At 29.1% G+C, this 20,491-nt stretch carries 21 protein-coding genes and 1 tRNA gene; 7 read left to right on the top strand and 15 right to left on the bottom strand.

Translation table 11 applies throughout. From position 1 onward, the window contains the following. Positions 1 to 315 precede the first annotated feature (315 nt). The 4 genes from O5Y44_RS06870 to O5Y44_RS06885 form a co-directional block, all read right to left on the bottom strand. Positions 316 to 1,302 carry a sensor histidine kinase gene (locus tag O5Y44_RS06870; RefSeq protein ID WP_271965443.1) on the bottom strand — a complete coding sequence of 329 codons (987 nt, stop codon included), beginning with the start codon at positions 1,300 to 1,302 and terminating at the stop codon, positions 316 to 318. Further along, on the bottom strand, positions 1,302 to 1,970 hold the full coding sequence (locus O5Y44_RS06875) for a response regulator transcription factor (protein ID WP_204641284.1): 669 nt from the start codon (positions 1,968 to 1,970) through the stop codon (positions 1,302 to 1,304). Before O5Y44_RS06875 ends, O5Y44_RS06870 begins: the two co-directional genes overlap by 1 nt. Positions 1,971 to 2,312: 342 nt before the next feature. Beyond that, the gene (locus O5Y44_RS06880; protein WP_271965442.1) at positions 2,313 to 3,590 is read right to left on the bottom strand and encodes an O-acetylhomoserine aminocarboxypropyltransferase/cysteine synthase family protein; all 1,278 of its coding nucleotides are present in this window, start codon (positions 3,588 to 3,590) and stop codon (positions 2,313 to 2,315) included. A gap of 746 nt (positions 3,591 to 4,336) precedes the next feature. Beyond that, positions 4,337 to 4,603 (bottom strand): PbsX family transcriptional regulator, encoded by a 267-nt coding sequence (locus O5Y44_RS06885; protein ID WP_271965441.1) that lies wholly within the window; start codon positions 4,601 to 4,603, stop codon positions 4,337 to 4,339. Positions 4,604 to 4,809: 206 nt separating this feature from the next. Here O5Y44_RS06885 and O5Y44_RS06890 point away from each other — a divergent pair, with 206 nt between their 5' ends. Continuing rightward, positions 4,810 to 5,091: a GNAT family N-acetyltransferase gene (locus O5Y44_RS06890; protein ID WP_271965439.1), complete on the top strand. Its 282-nt coding sequence runs from the start codon at positions 4,810 to 4,812 to the stop codon at positions 5,089 to 5,091. A gap of 140 nt (positions 5,092 to 5,231) precedes the next feature. On the opposite strand, the gene O5Y44_RS06895 is transcribed toward O5Y44_RS06890, so the two are convergent. From O5Y44_RS06895 to rpmH, 11 genes are all read right to left on the bottom strand, one after another. Continuing rightward, positions 5,232 to 5,864, bottom strand: a complete 633-nt coding sequence (locus O5Y44_RS06895) for a DUF421 domain-containing protein (RefSeq protein ID WP_271965438.1) — start codon at positions 5,862 to 5,864, stop codon at positions 5,232 to 5,234. Next, on the bottom strand, positions 5,864 to 6,325 hold the full coding sequence (locus tag O5Y44_RS06900; protein WP_271965437.1) for a DUF3290 family protein: 462 nt from the start codon (positions 6,323 to 6,325) through the stop codon (positions 5,864 to 5,866). Before O5Y44_RS06900 ends, O5Y44_RS06895 begins: the two co-directional genes overlap by 1 nt. Positions 6,326 to 6,353: 28 nt before the next feature. Next, positions 6,354 to 6,557, bottom strand: a complete 204-nt coding sequence (locus O5Y44_RS06905) for a hypothetical protein (RefSeq protein WP_316447384.1) — start codon at positions 6,555 to 6,557, stop codon at positions 6,354 to 6,356. 12 nt (positions 6,558 to 6,569) lie between these two features. Further along, complete coding sequence (locus tag O5Y44_RS06910; protein WP_271965436.1) at positions 6,570 to 6,866, bottom strand: hypothetical protein; 297 nt, start codon at positions 6,864 to 6,866, stop codon at positions 6,570 to 6,572. Between the two features lie 8 nt (positions 6,867 to 6,874). Then, positions 6,875 to 7,357, bottom strand: a complete 483-nt coding sequence (locus O5Y44_RS06915) for a hypothetical protein (RefSeq protein ID WP_271965435.1) — start codon at positions 7,355 to 7,357, stop codon at positions 6,875 to 6,877. A gap of 347 nt (positions 7,358 to 7,704) precedes the next feature. Continuing rightward, positions 7,705 to 8,469, bottom strand: coding sequence for an exodeoxyribonuclease III (locus O5Y44_RS06920; protein ID WP_271965434.1), 765 nt, complete (start codon positions 8,467 to 8,469; stop codon positions 7,705 to 7,707). Positions 8,470 to 8,508: 39 nt separating this feature from the next. Continuing rightward, complete coding sequence (gene mnmE, locus O5Y44_RS06925; protein WP_271965433.1) at positions 8,509 to 9,891, bottom strand: tRNA uridine-5-carboxymethylaminomethyl(34) synthesis GTPase MnmE; 1,383 nt, start codon at positions 9,889 to 9,891, stop codon at positions 8,509 to 8,511. 323 nt (positions 9,892 to 10,214) lie between these two features. Further along, positions 10,215 to 10,583, bottom strand: coding sequence for a response regulator (locus O5Y44_RS06930; RefSeq protein WP_271965432.1), 369 nt, complete (start codon positions 10,581 to 10,583; stop codon positions 10,215 to 10,217). Between the two features lie 8 nt (positions 10,584 to 10,591). After that, the gene (gene jag, locus O5Y44_RS06935; RefSeq protein WP_271965430.1) at positions 10,592 to 11,461 is read right to left on the bottom strand and encodes an RNA-binding cell elongation regulator Jag/EloR; all 870 of its coding nucleotides are present in this window, start codon (positions 11,459 to 11,461) and stop codon (positions 10,592 to 10,594) included. 2 nt (positions 11,462 to 11,463) lie between these two features. Next, a complete protein-coding gene (gene rnpA / locus O5Y44_RS06940; RefSeq protein WP_271965429.1) occupies positions 11,464 to 11,808 on the bottom strand; it encodes a ribonuclease P protein component in 345 nt (114 codons plus the stop codon). A 125-nt stretch (positions 11,809 to 11,933) separates the two neighbouring features. Beyond that, entirely contained in the window at positions 11,934 to 12,068 is a 135-nt protein-coding gene (rpmH, locus tag O5Y44_RS06945; protein WP_003144116.1) for a 50S ribosomal protein L34, read from the bottom strand. A gap of 665 nt (positions 12,069 to 12,733) precedes the next feature. Between rpmH and dnaA the strand changes: the two genes are divergently transcribed. The 6 genes from dnaA (at position 12,734) to O5Y44_RS06975 (ending at position 20,358) form a co-directional block, all read left to right on the top strand. Then, positions 12,734 to 14,218: a chromosomal replication initiator protein DnaA gene (dnaA, locus tag O5Y44_RS06950; RefSeq protein WP_271965428.1), complete on the top strand. Its 1,485-nt coding sequence runs from the start codon at positions 12,734 to 12,736 to the stop codon at positions 14,216 to 14,218. A 157-nt stretch (positions 14,219 to 14,375) separates the two neighbouring features. After that, positions 14,376 to 15,515 (top strand): DNA polymerase III subunit beta, encoded by a 1,140-nt coding sequence (dnaN, locus tag O5Y44_RS06955; protein ID WP_271965427.1) that lies wholly within the window; start codon positions 14,376 to 14,378, stop codon positions 15,513 to 15,515. A 408-nt stretch (positions 15,516 to 15,923) separates the two neighbouring features. Further along, positions 15,924 to 17,114, top strand: coding sequence for a CynX/NimT family MFS transporter (locus tag O5Y44_RS06960; protein ID WP_371465811.1), 1,191 nt, complete (start codon positions 15,924 to 15,926; stop codon positions 17,112 to 17,114). A 570-nt stretch (positions 17,115 to 17,684) separates the two neighbouring features. Beyond that, positions 17,685 to 18,638, top strand: a complete 954-nt coding sequence (locus tag O5Y44_RS06965) for an L-lactate dehydrogenase (RefSeq protein WP_271965425.1) — start codon at positions 17,685 to 17,687, stop codon at positions 18,636 to 18,638. 257 nt (positions 18,639 to 18,895) lie between these two features. Beyond that, positions 18,896 to 19,936, top strand: a complete 1,041-nt coding sequence (locus O5Y44_RS06970; RefSeq protein ID WP_271965423.1) for a LacI family DNA-binding transcriptional regulator — start codon at positions 18,896 to 18,898, stop codon at positions 19,934 to 19,936. 348 nt (positions 19,937 to 20,284) lie between these two features. Beyond that, positions 20,285 to 20,358 (top strand) — tRNA-Gly (locus O5Y44_RS06975). Positions 20,359 to 20,491: the final 133 nt, after the last annotated feature.

The raw sequence follows: 20,491 nt of genomic DNA on the forward strand, positions 1-20,491 counted from the left end.
ATTTAAACAAGATAGTTTTCAGATAATTTACTTTATTTGTTAGAAAATATTTTTTTCTTTATTATAATATATATATCAAGTGGCTTTTTAGATATCTAATAAACCACTGAAGAAAGTAACTCAACAAGATCGTGTTTCTTCTAACTCATGATTTTTGAGTCACTCGCATATATCGAGTAGCTTCTGTCGAGGTTACAACTAACTTACTTTAGGAGTTTATCAATTTATATCTAGTCTCACTTGTGAAATTAAAAAATCCGCTTAAAAGTTAAATTCATAATATAACTCTCAAGAGGATTCCTTATTTATTTTCATCTAATCCCTTAAAGTATCTTCTTTCGGGAATGTGATTTCTATCCTAGTTCCTTCTCCTACTTTTGAAGAAATTTCAATATGATGACCTAGTTTATCTAGAGTTTTTTTACATAAGTACAAACCTAACCCACTAGATTTTTTTTCGTATCTTCCATTAAAACCTGTAAAACCTTTTTCGAAAATTCGAGGTAAGTCTTCTTCTTTAATACCCATACCGTTATCTTCTATAACCAGTTTATTTTCACAGGTTTTTATTTTAATTTCTCCACCAGCGCTAGAGTACTTCACACTATTACCTAGTATTTGTTCGAAGGCAAAACTCAACCATTTTTTATCACTAATTACCATTGTTTCATGTGAAACATAATTTAATTTTATCTTTTTATTAATGAAGATAGTTGCATATTTTTTTACACTATCTTTCACCACTTCATCGAGATTAATCTTAGTAATAACGTAATCTGATGATATGCTATCTAATCTTATATACGTCAGAACCATCTCAACATAACGTTCTATTTTAAACAATTCTTGCTGTAAGATTTTTCGATCTACTTCTTCATTATCTAATAAGAAATTCATCGCAGCAATCGGCGTTTTTATCTGATGAACCCACATACTATAGTAATCAACCATGTCTGTGTTTTTTTGTCGATTCTCCTGAGTTAATTTCTCTAACTCTTCATATAATTTCTCTATAATTTTATGATAATAGTCAATCCTAATATCCAAACTCTTCGGTAAATCTTCAAGATCATTTAGAATATTTTTCTCTAGGAATTTTAATTTTTTATAACTTTCTCTATAATTAACAAAATCTGAAAAGCTAGCTACAAGCGCTGCTAAAAAACAAAAACTTCCCGTATATATTAGAGCTTCTAGTGGCAAATTATATAAATAAAACATAATGAAAAATATAGCAATAAAAACTACGAATAAAATATAAACTTTTGTGTTTTTCTTTAAATAACTTTTTAATATTTCCATTAGACTATATATCCTTTACCTTTTTTAGTAGTAATAAATTCATCTATTCCTATACTTTTTAACTTAGAACGCAGTCTGTTTATATTCACCGACAAAGTATTTTCATCTATAAAGTTATCATTTTGCCATAAGGCGGTAATTATTTCTTCTCTTGTTACTATTTTTTCTCTATTTTCTAATAATACTGTAAGAATTTTACTTTCATTTTTTGTTAGTTCAACGAGATTATCTTGATATTTCACCTCATCACGGCTCATATCAAAAATTACATCCTTATACACTACAAGATTCGAAGATCCACTAAAATTATAAACGCGGCGGAGTAGAGCTTCTATTTTTGCCTTTAGGACAACTAACTTAAATGGTTTTTCTATAAAATCATCTGCACCGATATTCATAGCCATAACAATATTCATATCATCATTCGCAGATGAAATAAAAATTATCGGCACTTTCGACAACTTCCTAATCTCCTCACAGAAATAATAACCATCAAAGTAGGGGAGATTAATATCCATTAATACTAAATCCGGTGATTGTTCCACAAATTCCTTAACTACATTTTGAAAATCTACGACTTCATGCGTAGCGTATTGCCATTTTTGTAGATATCCAGCTATTGAATTTGAAATTATTTCGTCATCTTCTACTATCATTACTTTATACATGTTTTCACCCCTTAGTTACTATTATTACTAAAATTATATCACAAACATCCTTCTTAATATATATTCTATTAAAAAATATATCTTTCTCTATATTTCTTGAAAAATAAAAAGCAGAGATTGTCTAGGAAGGAGTTTAAATGAAATTTCCACGCTGCCTCGCTTCTATTTCGTGCTCCCAAACAACCTCTACTCAAAAAGAGAAAATTGTGGATTAAGATGTTATTTTAAATATATAGTATTAAAATAAATGGCTGTCAAGGGTGTTTAGTAATCTGTCTTAATCCACAAATTTTAATAAAATATTAATTATTTTAAATTATTGTTTCTCGTGAAACTTTTCTCTTAGATATTTTCTAATGCTAAACGTAAGTCTTCGATTAAGTCATCTGCATTTTCTAGACCGATTGATAGTCTGATTTGCGCAGGAGTAATTCCTGTGTATTGTAATTCTTCTGGACTTAATTGACCGTGTGTAGTTGAAGCAGGGTGAATTGCTAAACTTTTCGCATCTGCTACATTCGCTAAGTTAGAGAATATTTCTAAACTATCAATTACTTTACGTGCAGCTTCTTCTCCACCAACTACATCGAATGAGAAGATTGATCCACTACCTTTTGGTAAGTATTTCTTAGCTAATTCATAGTATTTATTTCCTTCTAATCCAGGATAGTTGATCGATTCTACTTTAGGGTGTTTTTCTAAGAAGTCTATTACTTTTTTAGTGTTTTCTACATGGCGTTCTACTCTTAGAGATAATGTTTCTAATCCTTGTAATAATAAGAATGCATTGAATGGTGATAATGCTGCTCCTGTATCACGTAATAATTGTGTTCTTACATTTGTAATAAATGCTGCAGCACCAACATCTCTTGTGTAACTTAAGTTGTGGTAACTTGGATCTTCATCTACTAATTGAGGGAATTTTCCGCTACCTTCCCAGTCGAATTTACCACTGTCTACGATAACTCCACCGATTGATGTACCGTGTCCTCCGATAAATTTAGTCGCAGAATGAACGATAATATCTACACCATGACTAAATGCATTGATTAAATATGGACTAGCAAATGTGTTATCAACTACTAATGGAATTTTGTGTTTATGAGCAATTTCAGCCCATTTTTCTAAATCAGCTACGTTTGCTAATGGATTTCCTAAAGTTTCTACAAATAGTGCTTTAGTTTTATCTGTAATAGCTTGTTCAATTTCTTCAAAGTTATCTGGATCTACAAAAGTTGCATCTACTCCATAACGAGGTAATGTAAGTTTTAACAGGTTATAAGTTCCTCCGTACACATTTTTAGAAGATACGATGTGATCTCCAGCATGAGCTAATGTTAAGAATACGTATGTAATTGCAGCCATTCCTGAAGCAACAGCTAATGCTCCAACACCACCTTCTAAAGCGTTAATTCTTTCTTCGAAAACAGCTGTAGTAGGGTTTGTAATACGAGTATAAATATTCCCAGCTTTTCTTAATGCAAATGAATCTGCAGCATCTTGAGTATCATCAAATACAAAAGATGTTGTTTGATAAATTGGTACAGCTCTTGCTTTTGTGTCTCCAACTGTTTGTCCTGCGTGTAATTGTAATGTTTCAAAACTAAATTTTCTTGTCATAATATTTTTTTCCTCTTTTCTACGTTTTGATAAGTTCTGTGTTTTAGATAATAAAAAAACACCTCTACTACATATTTACATATGTAATAGAGGCGATCATCTTATTTCGCGTTACCACTCTAGTTTATACTAATCTTGCGATTAGTACCTTATTCAGTACATGTTTATACTGTGTCCTATATCGTACAACCTACGTGCTTACCTATTAGATAAACAAAACTCTAAGACCATTTTCAATTAATCATCACCTTGTTATTTCACACCATCCAATAACTCTCTGTTGTAGCTACATATTAATTTACTTATCTTTTCAACGTTTATGTATTAAATTAAACTAATTGTACACCCGTTTTCAATATTTGTCAATAACTTTTTTAAAAAAATTAAAACGTTTTATTTTCCTTCTATAAAATGTTAAACAAAAAATCTTATAGAAATATTTTAATTTATTTATTATTCAAAAAATAAAAATCTAGTGAAACTATTTATTTCAATTTAAGAAATTATCACTTCTTATTTTTTTGCGTGGAATTTTAAAAACAGGAAAAAGTCTACTAAAAAAATAAAGAAAAAAGGGTGGAAAAATCAAAAATAAAAAAATATCAAAATAACAATATAAAACGAAGAAAAGTAGGGGAATATAGAATAGAATAAAGTGAAATAATAACTGTGCGAGTAATAAAAAAAAGGAGAAAAGAGTAGAGAAACGTTGTTTTAACCGAATAGTTAAATATATTATTCCTACTTTAATACTTTCCTTCATTTCCTTTAATTTCTCCCCAGTCCAGTTCCTTGTGACGAATACCATTATCCTCCCAATTATCCTCCCAATTAGAGAATGTATTTAGTTGTTTTACTTCTGGAGCTAACACTATTGATTCTCCTTGTATAGAAATTAAGAACTTCTGATTATTTTCTAAAACCAACAAATCTATAATATTATCGGGTATTCTTGCTATAAAAGAATCTCCATAGTGTTCCAATTTTGTATTTCCTTTTACTTCTTTAATCATAAATAACACATCCTTTTCTCTAAAATACTATTTAATGAGTTTCTTGTAAAATACATACATTTTATCCCTTCTTCATAAACCTCTTCTCCTTTTTTTTACATTCTCTGCCTCTCCATTGATTCATTTACACATCTTTTCCTCTTTTTTTATGATATAATAACAGTAATAACACTCATATTATTATATGATTTTTCTAGGAGGTTTATATGGAATTTACTAAAACAAATAATGGTTTCGTTAAATATGATGAAAATGGTAGGGTTATTGCTGAAATTACTTATTCTAATACTAGCAATCCTAATGTAGTTGTTGCAGATCATACTTTTGTTGATTCATCTCTTCGAGGTCAAGGGGTAGCTGGGAAGTTATTAGACGCTCTTGTTAAAGATATGCAAGAACAAAATAAAAAAATTATCGCAACTTGCTCTTATGTCGTTAAAAAATTCCAAGAAGATTCTTCTTTCGATTTTATTAATGCTGAAAAATAGTTTTTTAAAAGCAGAAAATTGATTTTTTCAATTTCCTGCTTTTACTTTTTGTTATATTAATCGATATTATTATTTTCTTATTTAATTAATTTGTTATTGTCTTGTTAAAATTTTTAATTTCATTTAAAAAACAAATTATATTAGTATTCAATTATATGTAATTGTCCTTTGTCATACTCTGCTAAGAATATTTTAGATGTGTCTTCATATCCTAATTCCAATAAAGTTTCTTTTAACCATTCTTCTGTTTTATCCATCGATTCTAATGTACCATGTTGGATCGTTCCATCAGTAATTACCGGATATTTAGGATTTTCCTCACCTTGTTGTATTATAATTAGTTGTCCATTTTGTTCTAAAACCGCTCTTTTTACTTTTTGAATACTATAAACACCTTGTGTTCTTAATTTAAAAGCTATGTCTTGTGCTGTTAAACCAGCTTTTCTTGTTGCTTCTACATCTATTTTTCCTTTTTTTATTATTGTTGTAGGTTCTCCGTCTAGCATTTTTTTTAAGTATGAGTTATTTGTTTTTAACCACTTCAGACCTAATACCAAAATTATCCATATTAATAATATATTGAAGTATTGTAAAATAGAAATTGATGGACTATATATTACCCCTCCTAATATTCCCCCGAGTACATAGTTTTGAACTTGATCACTCGCTGAAGTTGGTGCTAAATTTCCTTTTCCTGATATATTAATTACTATTACAAGCGATAATAAACCTAAAGCTAGTTTTATTGCTATATCTATATATGAAAGTTGCATTATCTTTTCACCTCCACTTTTTCAACAATTGGTTCTACCAATTCTATTTTCTCTAGTAAATAATCACCCTTTTTTCCGTTACTTATTACTCTATAGTAGTTATCATCTATTTTTAAAAATGAATTTTCTATAGAGGCTTCACTATTTATATAGATATGTTTTTTGTCAATATTTAATTTTTCTGAAACTCCCTCAATAAATTCAATAGAGCTTTTATACTGATTAGCTGATATACTATTACTTTGATAATCACTTACTTGTATCCCGATTAATAAAAAGATACCTAATATCATTATGATAGCTAATTCTCTATACTTGCTATCTTGTCTATTTTTATAATACTTAAATAGTGATACTATTATTATTAATAGTAAGAATCCTCCTGTTACATATGTTATAGTATTACTCTGATCTATTTTATTCAATAAATATTCATAAGAATAAAATTTCAAACCTATCACTCCTTTTGTTTTACGTGAAACATTTATATTATTCTATTTTTAACTCATACGCTATTCTTTCTTTATCATCTAAAATATTTTTTATAGATAATTTTATTATACCTCTTTTTTCGAATCCGAGGTTACTTAAAAATTTTTTCATTATTTTGTTGTCAAAATGCGTATCTATTCTCAAAAATTTTATATTTTGAGATTTAGCAAAAAAATGGATAGCCTCCATAAATTCACGCATAATCCCTTGATTTCAAAATTGTTTTGCTGTAGCTAATCGATGAATAGCTAAATAACTAGAATTTTCCGACCAAAAAGTAGGGTAGTTTTCATAATCTTCATCGAAAGTAGTAAGCATAGCTGTAGCAACTAGCTTACCTGATTTTTCGTATATATATGATATCCCTTCATTGATATCATTAATAATCATATCTCGACTAGGGGAACCATGTTGACACTGATTTACACCTTGTTCTTTTAAAAACTCTCTACCTTCTTCTATTATCATCATTACAAATTCTAATTCATCTTTTTTTGTTTTTCTTAACATATTTTCACCTATGTTATTCTAATTAGTTTTTCTTGGTATCTATGCTCTTTATCGCGTAGGAGAGTCCTTATTACCTGCATAGTTTTTTCCATAGCATCTATAGCGGAGAATTCCCATATCATTGTCGCTTCCATAAGTAGCTCGAAGGCATCTTTAAATCCACCAGGTCTATCAGCACCTCTAGGATCACCTATGAATAACGCATTATTTAAAGATACTTCATCTATTATTACATTTTCAGGTGTATGCCCTACTAATTTATGAAGAATATCTGAAAAATATGGGTCTATTATATCTTTTTCCGCTAAATAATCAATATATTCTTCTTCTGTTTCAAAAATTGGTAACTGTATATCTCTTTCTACTAAATAATTTCGTCCGTATGTTTCTCTCACAATATCTATTTTCCCTAATTCATCGAATTTTATATAATCAATAGTATATTGTGAATCGCAATCATATACGTCTTCTATATAGAATTTTGGTCCCATAAATTACCTCTTTTCTAAAAATTAATAAGGGATGTAACTTAAAATTATAATTTATTCTTATTAAGTCGCCTCCGTTCATTTTTATTTAATATGGGAGTGACTCAAAAATCGTGATTTCTTAAGAAACAAGATTTTGTCGAGTCACTTCCCGCAGTGGTTTATAAGCTATCAAAAAGCTTTTATAAAACGAATTTAGATATCAATAAGCCATTGCATATATGAATTATAATATACACTTTTTAAAATTTAGGACTTTTTGGTCAATATCTATTTCAGCATCATTCTTAACTTTAAAGCCTAATAATTAAAAATATACGTCATGGTTTATCCATAACGCATATTATATTTTACAACAAATTGTCTTTTAATACAAGCTCAACAGGACAGTGATCACTACCAAATATTTCGTGATGGATTGCAGCACTTTCTAAGTATTCTTCTAAGTCACGACTTACCAAGAAATAATCAATTCTCCATCCTGCATTGTTTTTACGTGCATTAAAGCGATAACTCCACCAAGAGTATGCACCTGTTAAATCAGGATTATAATATCTAAATGTATCGATAAATCCTGCATCTAATAACTTCGTGAATTTTTCTCTTTCTTCTGGGGTGAATCCTGCATTTTTTGTGTTTGTTTTTGGATTTTTTAAATCTATTTCTGTGTGAGCAACATTTAAATCTCCACAAACAACTACACCTTTAGTTTTATTTAATTCTAATAAGTAATTTTTAAAGTCTTCTTCCCAACTCATACGGTATTCTAATCTCTTAAGTTCACTACCTGAGTTCGGCGTATATACAGTGATAAAGAAGAATTTATCGTATTCTAGTGTAATTACACGACCTTCTGTATCGTGTTCTTCTATTCCTATTCCGTATGTTACATTTAATGGCTCGTGTTTAGTATATATCGCAGTTCCTGAGTATCCTTTACGCTCAGCATAGTTGAAATAACTATAATAACCATCAAATTGTAAATCTAATTGGCCTGCTTGCATCTTCGTTTCTTGTAAACAAAAGAAATCCGCATCTAGTTGGTAAAAATCTTCTTCAAAATTTTTACCAACGATCGCTCTAAGACCATTGACGTTAAAACTTATACATTTCATTTCGTTCTCCTTTTTGTTTCATGTTTCATGTGAAACATTTTATTTTCCTAGACAGAATCTGCTGAATAATTCATTTATCAGCTCATCACCAGAGTTTTCTCCGATGACTTCTCCTAATAGATTGAATGTATTTGTATAATCTATTAATACCATGTCTACTTCTAATCCTAATTCAGCAGCACCTATAGCATCATTTAAACTAGCTAAAGCGCGTTGAATAAGGTTGATTTGACGTGTATTTGATAAATATGTTGCATCTTTTGGACGAGCAGCTCCACCGAAGAATAAGTCTCTTATATTTTTCTCTAGTTCGTCTATTCCTTTATATGTTGTCATAGATGTTTTTATAATAGGGTGGTTGTACGCTAATTTTTCAACTTCTGCAATATCGATTTTTGTCTCTAAATCTAATTTATTTAATATTACAATAGTTGTTTTCCCTTCTGTTAGTTTCAATAACTCTTTATCGTCTTCTGTTAGTTCTTCACTACTATTTAATAAGAATAATACTAAATCTGCTTTTTCTAAAGCTTCTTTACTTCGTTTAACACCTATTTGTTCTACGATATCATCTGTTTCACGAATTCCAGCTGTATCGATTAATTTAATAGGTACTCCTTTAATATTCACGTACTCTTCTAGTACGTCACGAGTTGTTCCTGCGATATCAGTTACGATAGCTTTATTTTCTTGCAGTAGGTTATTTAACAGTGAACTCTTACCTACATTAGGTCGCCCAATAATCGCTGTATTTATTCCTTCTTTAATTATTTTCCCTTGTTTTGATGTTTCTAATAGACTTTCTAAACTATTTCTAATACTTGTTGATTTTTCAAGAATAGTTTTTGTCGTTTCTATTTCTAGGTCATCGTATTCAGGGTAGTCGATATTTACCTCAACAACTGTTAGTATATCTAAAATTTCAGCTCGTAGACGTTTAATAAGCGTCGATAAACGTCCTTGCATTTGGTTGTTAGCTATTTGACTAGCCTCATCTGTTTTACTCTTAATAAAGTCGATTACAGCTTCTGCTTGCGTTAAATCGATACGACCATTTAAGAAGGCACGTTTTGTAAATTCACCTGGTTCAGCCATTCTAGCCCCATGTTCTAAGCAAAGTGCAAGTACTTTTTGAATCGTTACAATACCACCGTGACAATTGATTTCTATAACGTCTTCTGTAGTATATGTACGAGGACCTACCATTTTCACAAGCATAATTTCTTCGATTTTTTCATTAGTAGCTGGATCAACTACATTTCCATAATTTATAGTGTGACTAGCTAGACTCTCTACAGTTTTTCCTTTTGGTAGTCTAACTATTTTTTCAGCAATGCTAAATGCTTCGTCACCACTAAGTCTAACAATACCTATAGCTCCTTCTCCTAGAGCTGTCGATATAGCGCAAATTGTTTCACTCATTGTTCAAACTCCTTTTAAATTTTTATATTAATAAAAAATTCATATCCTATTTATTATACACTATTCCTTTGAATTTTTCTCTATATACGACCGAGTTACATTTTAGACTCAATTTTTACATAACTGATTAAGGATTTAATCTAAAAGTTCTAAATTTTAACAGAACTTATTGATTCTGTGGTTTATTGATATCTAGATTCACTTTAAACAACTTTTTAGATATCTAATAACCTTTATGAAGATAGCTTAATAAAATAGATTTCTCCGCAATCACAGTTTTTAAGTCACTATCAAAAAATAAGTAGCTTGGATAAATCTCCAAACTACTCATTCATAAGTTCAATTTCTGAAATAGCGAATTCTAAGTCATCTAAATCATATTCTTTCGGTAGTACTCCACAAGCACCGTTTGCGAAGGCTTGTCTTTTATACACAGGTACGTGTCCAACACTACTGCAGATAAGCACCTTAGCTCCAGGAAATTTCGTACAAATTTCTTTAGTTGCTTCTAATCCATCCATTATCGGCATACAAATATCCATTGTTACAAAATCTGGTTTTATTCTTCTATACATGCGCACAGCTTGTTCTCCATTTTCTGCAAAATAATACTCATATCCTGCACGACTAACAACTTCTGCTCCACGGTTTCTATAATAAGAACTATCATCAACTATTAATACTGTCTTCATTAAACCTCCTATTTAGCTGTAATAACTAAATATCTATGTGGCTCTTCACCACGTGATTCTGTTTCAACGTTTTTAATACCTGTTAGAGCATTATGAATAATTTTTCTTTCGATGCTTGTCATAGGTTCTAATTCAACTGGTTTCCCGATTTTTTTAGATTTCTTAGCTAAGTTTAATGCTAGGTCTTCTAATGTTTTTTTACGGTTTTCTCTGTAGTCATCACAGTCAACTTCAATTCTGAAGTAATGTGAGCTGAATTTTTTAGCAAAGTTATTAACTAAAAACTGCAAACTATTTAAAGTTACACCACGTTTTCCGATAATTAGACTAGTGTTTTCTTCTGTTTTAATATTTAAAGTGAAATGACGATTCCCATCTTCTCTAAAATCAACAGTAGCATCCGGATATCCCATCGCAATAACGATATTTTGTAAGTAGCTTACGATACGGTCTTGATTTTTTACGATATAATCTTCTCTTTTAGCTTTTTTAACTGTCTCTTCAGCTGTTTCTGTTGCTTCAGTTTCAACAACAGTCTCTTCTTCAACTATTTCTATTTTTTCATCATGAGCTTCTTGTTCAGTTATTTCTTCAACTTTAACTTCTTTAATTTCTTCTGTAGTTTTTTCAACTTTTACAACTTGTTCTTCTTTTTTCTCTACTTCAATAACTTTAACAACAGCTTCTTCTTTATTATATTCTTCATCTAATGGAATTAATTTTACCTTTGCTTCTTTTTTGAATAATCCGAAGATACCTGTGCTACCACCTTCGATTACTTCAATTTTCACTGCATCTTCTGATAAAGCTAGGTCTTTTAATCCCTTTTTAATAGCCTCATCTACAGTAGCTCCAATATAATAATATTCTTTTTCCATTCTTAACTCCTCTTCGCTTTCATAAGTTTTGATCTTTTTAAAACATGATCGATGCTGCTACCAAATTCTAAAAACGGCATTTCTTTAGCACCAGGTCTTGCAATCACTATTATATCATAGTTTTTTACATATTCTTTTCTTGTTTTAAAAGTTTCTCGTATATATCTTTTTATTTTATTACGTTCGAAGGCCTTTCCTAATTTTTTACTAACAGAAATTCCTAAACGCATATGGTCTAAATTATTTTTTTGATAATAAATAACAAACTGTCTATTCGCAAAAGATTGTTTTTTTCTTATTATATTATCGAAATCTTGACTTCTTTTTACTCTATATTCTTTTTTCATTTTAAAACCTTTCTTAACACTAATATTTTAACAGTTTATTTACTTTTTTACAACTATCTTTCATATTTTTTAGGACTGACTAATAAAAAAAGGGTACCACTTTCGTGATACCCTCAGTGCAAACATTAAGCTGAAAGAACTTTTCTTCCTTTAGCTCTACGTCTTGCTAATACATTTCTTCCGTTTTTAGTGCTCATTCTAGCTCTAAATCCGTGTACTTTTGAATGTTTTCTTTTATTTGGTTGATACGTACGTTTCATTTTGTCCTCCTCGAGTTTTCTTTTCTTTAACTTAGATAGATGTAATAACTGAATTAGTTTAACATATCTAAAATAATTTATCAAGCAAAAACCTCATTTTTTCAAAAAAAATATTTTCTTAAAGAAAAATATTCTAAATGGCAGTCATTTTATCACTATTTATGAGTAATATTTCTTTTAACATATTAATATAGATTCACAATAAAACACATAAAATTAATATAATTGTTAATAAATCCTTAAAATCTATAAAAAAATATTTAAGTATATTCCTGTTATACTTATTCACAGTTTATTAATAGTTATTCACAATTTTTTGTTAAAAACTTATATTCATGAAATAAACAAATTATATATTTCACGAGTTTTTAACAGATTTTAAAAGTTATTCACAAATTAACAAGAAAAAGTTATTCACAGGTGTGAATTGTGTGTGAAAAACTCTTAATCTATATTTCTATCAGTATTAATCTTTGTTAATAACTTATCAGAAACTCTTTACTCTTTATTTATTTTTATTTAATTTTAACATATTCACAGCTTTTTCTTAGTTTTTTATTAACATAGTTAAAAACTTCTGTTAACAACTTGTTAATAACTTTCATTTTATTTTATTAACAGTTTATGCTATAATTATTTATATATTTTTTTAAGGAGGTATTTCATTGAGTAATTCTAATTTCTTATGGGAAATAATTCTTCGTGAACTAAAAAGCACTGTAGACCCTCATGTATTTGATACCTGGTTTTCTAGTGCTTCTATCGATAACGTCGATTTTATGAAGAAATCTATTGTTATTACTAGTAAAGAAGCCCTTATTTCTCAATTTATTCAAAGTGCTTATGATCAAAAATTAAAAGAAATACTAAAGAAAAATACTGGATTTGATTTCAATATAGAATATACTTCCCTTGATAACGATCTTCCTCTAATTACGCCTCATATTGATGATGAAAAACCAGCAGCAGAAAACTTAATTAGACAGAATTTCCTTCAAGGTGACAAACCTTCTGGAGCTCAACATTTTTATCAAAAACAAACTTTCCCTCTAGAAGATTATAAAAAACCTGAACCTAATAAAAATATTATAGCGAGCAAAAAAAACCCTACGCTGAATAAAAACTATACATTTGAAAACTTTGTAGTAGGGGAAGGGAATGCTTTTACTCATAATATAGCTTGGAACGTAGCTGTTTCTCCTGGTGGAATATACAACCCTCTATTTATATACGGAGGTGTTGGACTAGGGAAAACTCACTTACTTCATGCTATTGGTAATGAAATGGAAGCTAATTTCCCTGATTTTAAAATAGAGTGTATATCTTCTGAAAAATTCTTAAATGAGTTTCTTGCTTCTATTAAACCAATGAAAGACAAGAACAATTATACTAATGCGGATGAAGACTTTAGAAGAAAATACCGTGATGTAGATGCTCTTTTAATCGATGATATTCAATTTTTATCAGGTAAAACAGAAACACAAAACGCATTTTTCCATACATTTAATGAACTACAAATGAATCAAAAACAAATCGTTCTTATAAGTGATCGCTCTCCATCTCAACTTAATGATTTGGAAGATAGATTGGTTACTAGATTCAGTCAGGGGATAACTGCAGATATTACACCACCTGACTTCGAAACTCGTATGGCGATTATTAAATTTAAATGCGAACAGTTCGATATTAAACTAGATGAAGAAACACTTACTTATATTTCTAGTAACGTATCTTCTAATATAAGAGAGCTTGAAGGAGTTCTTAAGCGTATTAAATTTACGGCAACATCTAAACATGAACAACCTTCACTTAGTATTGCCGAGGAAATATTAAAAAGTGCTAAAACTTCACCTAGAAAAAATATCTCACCTGAGAACATTATTAATGTGTGTGCTGATTTCTATAAAATCAAGGTTGATGATATTCTTTCATCTTCTCGTAAAAAGGAAGTCGTTCAGGTTAGAAATATAGCTATTTATCTATGCAGGGAACTTACAACTTTATCATTCCCTTCAATAGGAGATTGCTTCAATAAAGATCATACTTCTATTCTTTATTCATTTAATAAAATTGCAAAACTTAGCAAAGATGAAAATCCTGAAATTTTTGAAGATATAGAAGTAATAAAAGAACGTTTAGGAAAAATTTAAAAGCCTGTTAAATTCTACTATAGATATTCAAAACTTTTTTAACAAGTTATTAACAAGTGAAAATTCAATATTTTTGAGCTATCTTTAGTTTTCCACAGTTTTTACAGGCCTTATTATTATTATTTTATTAAATATATATTATATATAAGGAGAAAAAATGAAATTTACTATAACTAAATCAAATTTTCTTGATGGCTTAAATCACGTATCAAGAGTAATAGCACCTAATTCTCTTTTTGAAATTTTAAAAGGTATTAAAATAGAATTAGAAAAAGATCAACTTATATTAAAAGCGAGTGATTCTTTAGTATCTGTTGAATATTCAATAAATAGTTATGAAGATGATAAAGAAATTATAACTATTGAAGAAGAAGGTCAAGTAGTTTTACCATCTCGTAATTTTATAGAAATTATTAGAAAAGCACCTACTGATTTAATAGAAATAGAAACAATAGAAAATAATATATTAGTTAAATCAGGAAAAAGTGAATTTAACGTAAAAGGATATGATGCAAATGATTATCCAGAATTCCCAGTTATTTCTAAAGAAAATAGTCTTAAATTAGAAGCTAATGTTTTTAATGATATTATTAAAGAAACAGTATTCTGTACAGCTCCTAATGATCAAAGACCTATTTTAGAAGGGGTAAACTTCTCATTAAGTAACAAAATTTTAACAGCTACAGCTACTGACTCATATCGTCTAAGTAGAAGACAAGTTACACTTAATGATGAAGATAGTAATAAAGAGTTTAATTTAATTATTCCTAGAAAAGCTTTAACTTATTTCCAAAGAATGATAGAAAATGGAAAAGATCAAGTAGAAATCTTCTATGAAAATAACAGAATAGTTCTTTATTACCAAAATGTAGTTTATACAGTATTATTAATTAGCGGAAACTATCCTAATACTAATAAACTTATTCCTACTGTTTTTGAATGTACATTTGTAGCAAACAGTAGAGAATTCTTTAATGCTGTAGATAGGGTTGCATTAATGAGTAGAGAAGATAAAGATGATATTATTAAATTAGTAGTTACTGATAATCTATTAGAAGTTTCTTCTCAATCTAAAGATTTAGGAAGTGCTGTAGAAGAATTAAAAGTTTCATCTACATTAGAAGATGATAAATTTGAAATTTCTGTATCTGGTAAATATTTAAAAGATGCGGTATCTGCTGTTGCTGCTGAAGAAATTATCGTTAAGTTTTCTGGGGAACTAACAGCATTTATCATTCAGCCAAGTGACTACCACAGAGAAATTATCGAATTGATTTTACCTGTAAGAACTTACTAATAAAGTATAAAAATTAAATTTAAACATAAAAATGTAGTTATTTATTAGATATTCAACGAGTTTTTTAGCAACTTGGTGGGTATCTAATAAACTGTGTAGGGGAGATTTTACATAATAAGGAAAAAGTACTGACACAAAAGTGCTAAATTTTAAAAAAAGTTTATATGAGAACTCATAAACAGAATGGGGCTGACCCAAAAGCCTTAAAATTTAACAAAGTTCATATGGGAACACATAGACGTAGTGGTTTATTGATATCTAAATTCGCTTTGTAAAAGCTCTTTAGATATCTAATAAACTGTGCGGGGAGATTCGATAAAATTGATTTCTTAGAAATATTGATTTTTAAATTACTCCCTAACTCTTATTGTAAAATCACTCCTTTTTCTATGTTAACAAGGAGGAACAATGACAAAAAAATCGAATAGTATATTAATTATACTCGGTGTTATCTTTTTAAGTCTTATATTAAGAACCCCTATAACATCAGTTGGGGCAATATTAGGGCCATTAAAATCTATATTAGATATAAATAATACAGTGGCAGGATTTATTACAACAATCCCATTAATAGCTTTTGCAATTTTTAGTCCTATGGTAGCAAAACTTTCAAACAAAGCTGGATTAGAAAAAACATTATTATTAGCTGTTATAACAATAAGTATCGGATTAGCGTTAAGATTCTACATTAATACATATGTATTCTTTCTTACAACATTTATAATTGGAGTAGGAATAACTGTAGGTAACGTGTTATTACCGGGATTGGTAAAAAAATATTATCCAGAAAAACTAGGTCTTATGACAGGATTTTATGCAGTAGTTATGAATGTAGGAGCTGCAGTTGCAGCTGGTGTTAGCTACCCAATCTTAAGTACAAATATCGGTGGAGAAAAATTTTCAACAGGTCTTGCTGTTAATATTTGGTTAGTTATAGCTGTAATTAATATTTTTGTATACACAGCAATGTCGAAAAATAGCAGTGTAAGTGAAGTGAAAGATAGTCATGAGAAAGTACATGGATATTTTAAATATTCGAAAATGTGGACTATTATGCTAAGTATGGGGCTGCAATCAGCACTATTTTATTGTAGTGTTTCTTGGTTTTCAGAAATAATGATTAGTAAAGGTTTCACACCAGAAACTGCAGGATTATTATTATCTATAAGCCAGTTTGCACAATTTCCATCAACATTTATCGTTCCGATTTTAGCGGATAAACTACATAATAAACTAATTATTCCAGTAGTTATTACTATAGGATACTTAGCATCATTAGTAGGAATGCTATATACGAGCGGAAATTTCGCAATAATGTTAATCTTTATTATTATCTTCGCCTTAGCTGGGGGAGGATCATTCTCTTACGTAATGTATCTATTTTCTGCTAAATCAAGAAATGAAAGAGAAGCGGCTGATATTTCAGGATTAGCTCAATCAGGAGGATATTTATTAGCTGCAGTATTTCCACCATTACTAGGATACATTAGAGATATTTCAGATTGGAATAAAGGATTATATGTATTAATTTTAACTGCTGCGGTATTATTAGTAACACTAGTACACTGTAGTTCAAAAGGAAATATAATAGAAAAATAACTTAAGAAAGAGGTTCAAGAATAATTTGAGCCTCTTTTCTCTATGAAAATGAACAGATAAATGTAGAATATAAGAAGAAAAGTATAAAACTGTAATATTACAGTAGGAGGGATAATAATAAATAACTAATACACTTAAATGAAACATAAATACAGAAAAATAAATATGAATAGTACAAGTAGAAAAATAAAGAAAATAAATAAAATTTTTTTAAAAAATTTAACCTTAAAAAATGTACTAATTATAATAAAATTAGAAAATTATCTTGTACTAAAAGTATATGCATAAATAAAGACAACAAAAGGAAAACGCTTTATTTTCAAAAGGTAAAACACTATAAAAATTTCAAAAAATATATGAAAATTTGTTTAGATTAATAACAAGATAGCATAAATAAAGGCAATAAAAACACTTTCTTTTTTTCCAATAGTGTGATATAATTCTAAGGGAAATGAGATATGCGTACTTTAATAAGAGTTGTTATAGTATTTTATCCCATAAAAATAAAATAGTAAAAATAATTACTTAAAAAATATCTAAAACTATATATATATTAATGGAGGTTTTCTTATGAAAGCGAAAAATAGAAAAGTTGTTTTAATAGGAGCAGGAATGGTAGGGATGAGCTTTGCTTATCAATTATATTCAAGCGGACTTTGTGAAGAACTAGGATTAATCGACTTCTTCGCTGAAAAAGCTGAAGGTGAAGCAATGGACCTTAACCACGGTGGAGCTTTAGTACCACCTATTAAAGTAACTTCAGGTGGATATGAACAATGTGCTGATGCAGACGTTATCGTAATCGCTGGAGGTCTTCCACAAAAACCAGGTGAAACTCGTCTTGACCTAGTTGACAAAAACATTAAAGTTGTTAAAGATATGTCAGACCAAATCGTTGCTTCTGGATTCGATGGAGTTATCGTTATTGCATCTAACCCAGTAGACGTATTAACTAACGCTTTACAAAAATTCACTGGATTCCCAAGAAACAGAATCGTTGGATCTGGTACAACTCTTGACTCTTCAAGATTCCGTTACATCTTAGGAGACAAATTAGGATTAGCACCAAGCAGTGTTCGTGGATATATCATTGGGGAACACGGAGACACTCAACTTGCTGCATGGAGTAACGTAAATGTTTACGGAAAACAATTCGACAGATTCTTAGAAACTTCTAAATACACTAAAGAAGACTTCGCTGATGTAGAAGAAAAAGTTATGCGTGCTGCATACGAAGTAATTAACCGTAAACGTGCTACTTATTACGCAATCGGACTTGCATTATTCACAATCGTTAAAGCTATCTTACGTGACGAAAACGTTGAGCTTGCAGTAAGTGGATACTGTGATGGACACTACGGAATCGACGGATTATATATCGGAACTCCAGCTATCGTTGGACGCGAAGGTGTTCGTGAAGTAGTAGAATTAGACTTAACTGAAGAAGAAACAGCTAAAATGCAACACTCTGCTAAAGTATTAAAAGAAACTTTAGAAAAAGCATACGCATCTTTAGAAGCATAATTTAAAGAAAATTATAGGAGAGTTAAATTCTAATCTTAAATTTTTAAGGAGAATTTAACTCTTCTTTTTTATATTATTTCAATAAAATGAATATTAATATTAAAGGGAAGTAAACGTTTTTTGAAAATAAAAAAATATAGAAAAAATTATTTTCAAATACTAGACTTATAGAAAAAAATTTGGTACAATATATACGGATGAAAAGGTTTTTAAAGTTATCAAAAAAATTTAAAGTAAAAAAGTAGAGGAGAAAAACTATGACAATAACGATATATGACGTAGCAAAAGAAGCAAAAGTATCGATGGCGACAGTTTCTAGGGTTGTTAATAATAATCCAAACGTAAAAGAAGATACAAGACTACGTGTACAAGAGGTTATCAAAAAATTAAGATATACACCTAACGCTGTTGCCAGAGGACTTGCTAGTAAAAAAACAACAACTATTGGTATAGTATTACCAGATATAGCAGACTTATCTTCAGCGGAAATAGTTAGTGGTATTGAATCAGTAGCTAATATGTATAAATATAACATTATTTTAGCAAACTCATGTGATGATAATGAAATTGAAAAAAATATCTTCGCCTCATTTGTAAGTAAACAAGTAGATGGAATTATTTACTTAGGTCATTCACTATCAGATAGTTCAAAAAATTACTTGCAAGATATTCAAATACCAGTAGTATTAGCAGGAAACCTAGGAACAGATTCTGATTTCTATGCAGTAAATATTGATTATGAAAAAGCGGCATATGATGTAACGAAAGAATTTTTAGCAAAAGGATCTAAAAATATTTCATTAGTAATAGATAAATATGAAAGCCAAAAAACTCAAAGACTGATAAAAGGATATAAAAATGCTCTTGCTTCAGAAAAAGTAGAATTCAAACCACAAAACATAATTGATGGATATAGAACATATAAAGAAAGTAATAAACTGTATAAAGCATTAAGTAATATCGATTCAGAAGTAGTAATTACTATGTTTGATGAAGTAGCACTAGCTATAATGCAACAAGCACTAGATTTAGGAGTTAGTATTCCAGGTGATTTACAAATCCTTTCATTAGAAAACACAAAACTAATAAACATGACAAGACCGAAAATTTCTTCAGTATTCCAACCAATCTTTGATATCGGTGCAGTATCAATGCGTGTACTAACAAAAATAATTGATATTGAAAAAGCAAAACGTAAGGGTGAAGAAATAGATGAGGTAGAATTAGAAGAATTTAATGTAAAAGAAAATGAAATGAATCTACCTTATAGAATAGTTCATAGACAAACTACAAAATAAATAAAAAAATATATCTTATAGAAGAAAAAGTTTAGAAAGAGAAAAAATGAAATTTTCTAAACTTTTTTTTCATTTTCTATTGACATAATATAAAACTGATGATAGAATAATAAAAGTCTTCTGATAGAGAAGCCGAACAATAAAACATTTCAAAATATTAAATGTTAAGAATTTTCAAAAAAACTCTTGACAAAAAACAAAAGAAATGATATTATTAATAAGTCTTAAAACGACAAGAAGTTCTCAAAAAACTTTTTAAAAAAATAAAAAAAAGTTCTTGACAAAAACTTCTAAAAATGATAAAATAATTTAAGTGTTGAACAAACATTTAAAAAGAAATTAAATAATGCGGGTGTAGTTTAGTGGTAAAACCTCAGTCTTCCAAACTGATGTTGTGAGTTCGATTCTCATCACCCGCTCCATTATTTTGAACATTGAAAACTAAACGAATTAAGTCAACGTTAATTCCAAAAAAGGACAGTTTTAAAAAGAAACTATAAAACTTTTTAATGAGCTAATCAAGCTAACAAATTTATTTGGAGAGTTTGATCCTGG

This window comes from Gemella sp. 27098_8_155 (genome assembly GCF_041433725.1).
Classification (GTDB): domain Bacteria; phylum Bacillota; class Bacilli; order Staphylococcales; family Gemellaceae; genus Gemella; species Gemella haemolysans_D.

Bases quoted from the DNA above. Each gene is read 5' to 3' on its own strand.
- O5Y44_RS06870 (WP_271965443.1), bottom strand. From the start codon at position 1,302: ATGGAAATATTAAAAAGTTATTTAAAGAAAAACACAAAAGTTTATATT.
- O5Y44_RS06875 (WP_204641284.1), bottom strand. From the start codon at position 1,970: ATGTATAAAGTAATGATAGTAGAAGATGACGAAATAATTTCAAATTCA.
- O5Y44_RS06880 (WP_271965442.1), bottom strand. From the start codon at position 3,590: ATGACAAGAAAATTTAGTTTTGAAACATTACAATTACACGCAGGACAA.
- O5Y44_RS06885 (WP_271965441.1), bottom strand. From the start codon at position 4,603: ATGATTAAAGAAGTAAAAGGAAATACAAAATTGGAACACTATGGAGAT.
- O5Y44_RS06890 (WP_271965439.1), top strand. From the start codon at position 4,810: ATGGAATTTACTAAAACAAATAATGGTTTCGTTAAATATGATGAAAAT.
- O5Y44_RS06895 (WP_271965438.1), bottom strand. From the start codon at position 5,864: ATGCAACTTTCATATATAGATATAGCAATAAAACTAGCTTTAGGTTTA.
- O5Y44_RS06905 (WP_316447384.1), bottom strand. From the start codon at position 6,557: ATGCGTGAATTTATGGAGGCTATCCATTTTTTTGCTAAATCTCAAAAT.
- O5Y44_RS06910 (WP_271965436.1), bottom strand. From the start codon at position 6,866: ATGTTAAGAAAAACAAAAAAAGATGAATTAGAATTTGTAATGATGATA.
- O5Y44_RS06915 (WP_271965435.1), bottom strand. From the start codon at position 7,357: ATGGGACCAAAATTCTATATAGAAGACGTATATGATTGCGATTCACAA.
- O5Y44_RS06920 (WP_271965434.1), bottom strand. From the start codon at position 8,469: ATGAAATGTATAAGTTTTAACGTCAATGGTCTTAGAGCGATCGTTGGT.
- mnmE (WP_271965433.1), bottom strand. From the start codon at position 9,891: ATGAGTGAAACAATTTGCGCTATATCGACAGCTCTAGGAGAAGGAGCT.
- O5Y44_RS06930 (WP_271965432.1), bottom strand. From the start codon at position 10,583: ATGAAGACAGTATTAATAGTTGATGATAGTTCTTATTATAGAAACCGT.
- jag (WP_271965430.1), bottom strand. From the start codon at position 11,461: ATGGAAAAAGAATATTATTATATTGGAGCTACTGTAGATGAGGCTATT.
- rnpA (WP_271965429.1), bottom strand. From the start codon at position 11,808: ATGAAAAAAGAATATAGAGTAAAAAGAAGTCAAGATTTCGATAATATA.
- rpmH (WP_003144116.1), bottom strand. From the start codon at position 12,068: ATGAAACGTACGTATCAACCAAATAAAAGAAAACATTCAAAAGTACAC.
- dnaN (WP_271965427.1), top strand. From the start codon at position 14,376: ATGAAATTTACTATAACTAAATCAAATTTTCTTGATGGCTTAAATCAC.
- O5Y44_RS06960 (WP_371465811.1), top strand. From the start codon at position 15,924: ATGACAAAAAAATCGAATAGTATATTAATTATACTCGGTGTTATCTTT.
- O5Y44_RS06965 (WP_271965425.1), top strand. From the start codon at position 17,685: ATGAAAGCGAAAAATAGAAAAGTTGTTTTAATAGGAGCAGGAATGGTA.
- O5Y44_RS06970 (WP_271965423.1), top strand. From the start codon at position 18,896: ATGACAATAACGATATATGACGTAGCAAAAGAAGCAAAAGTATCGATG.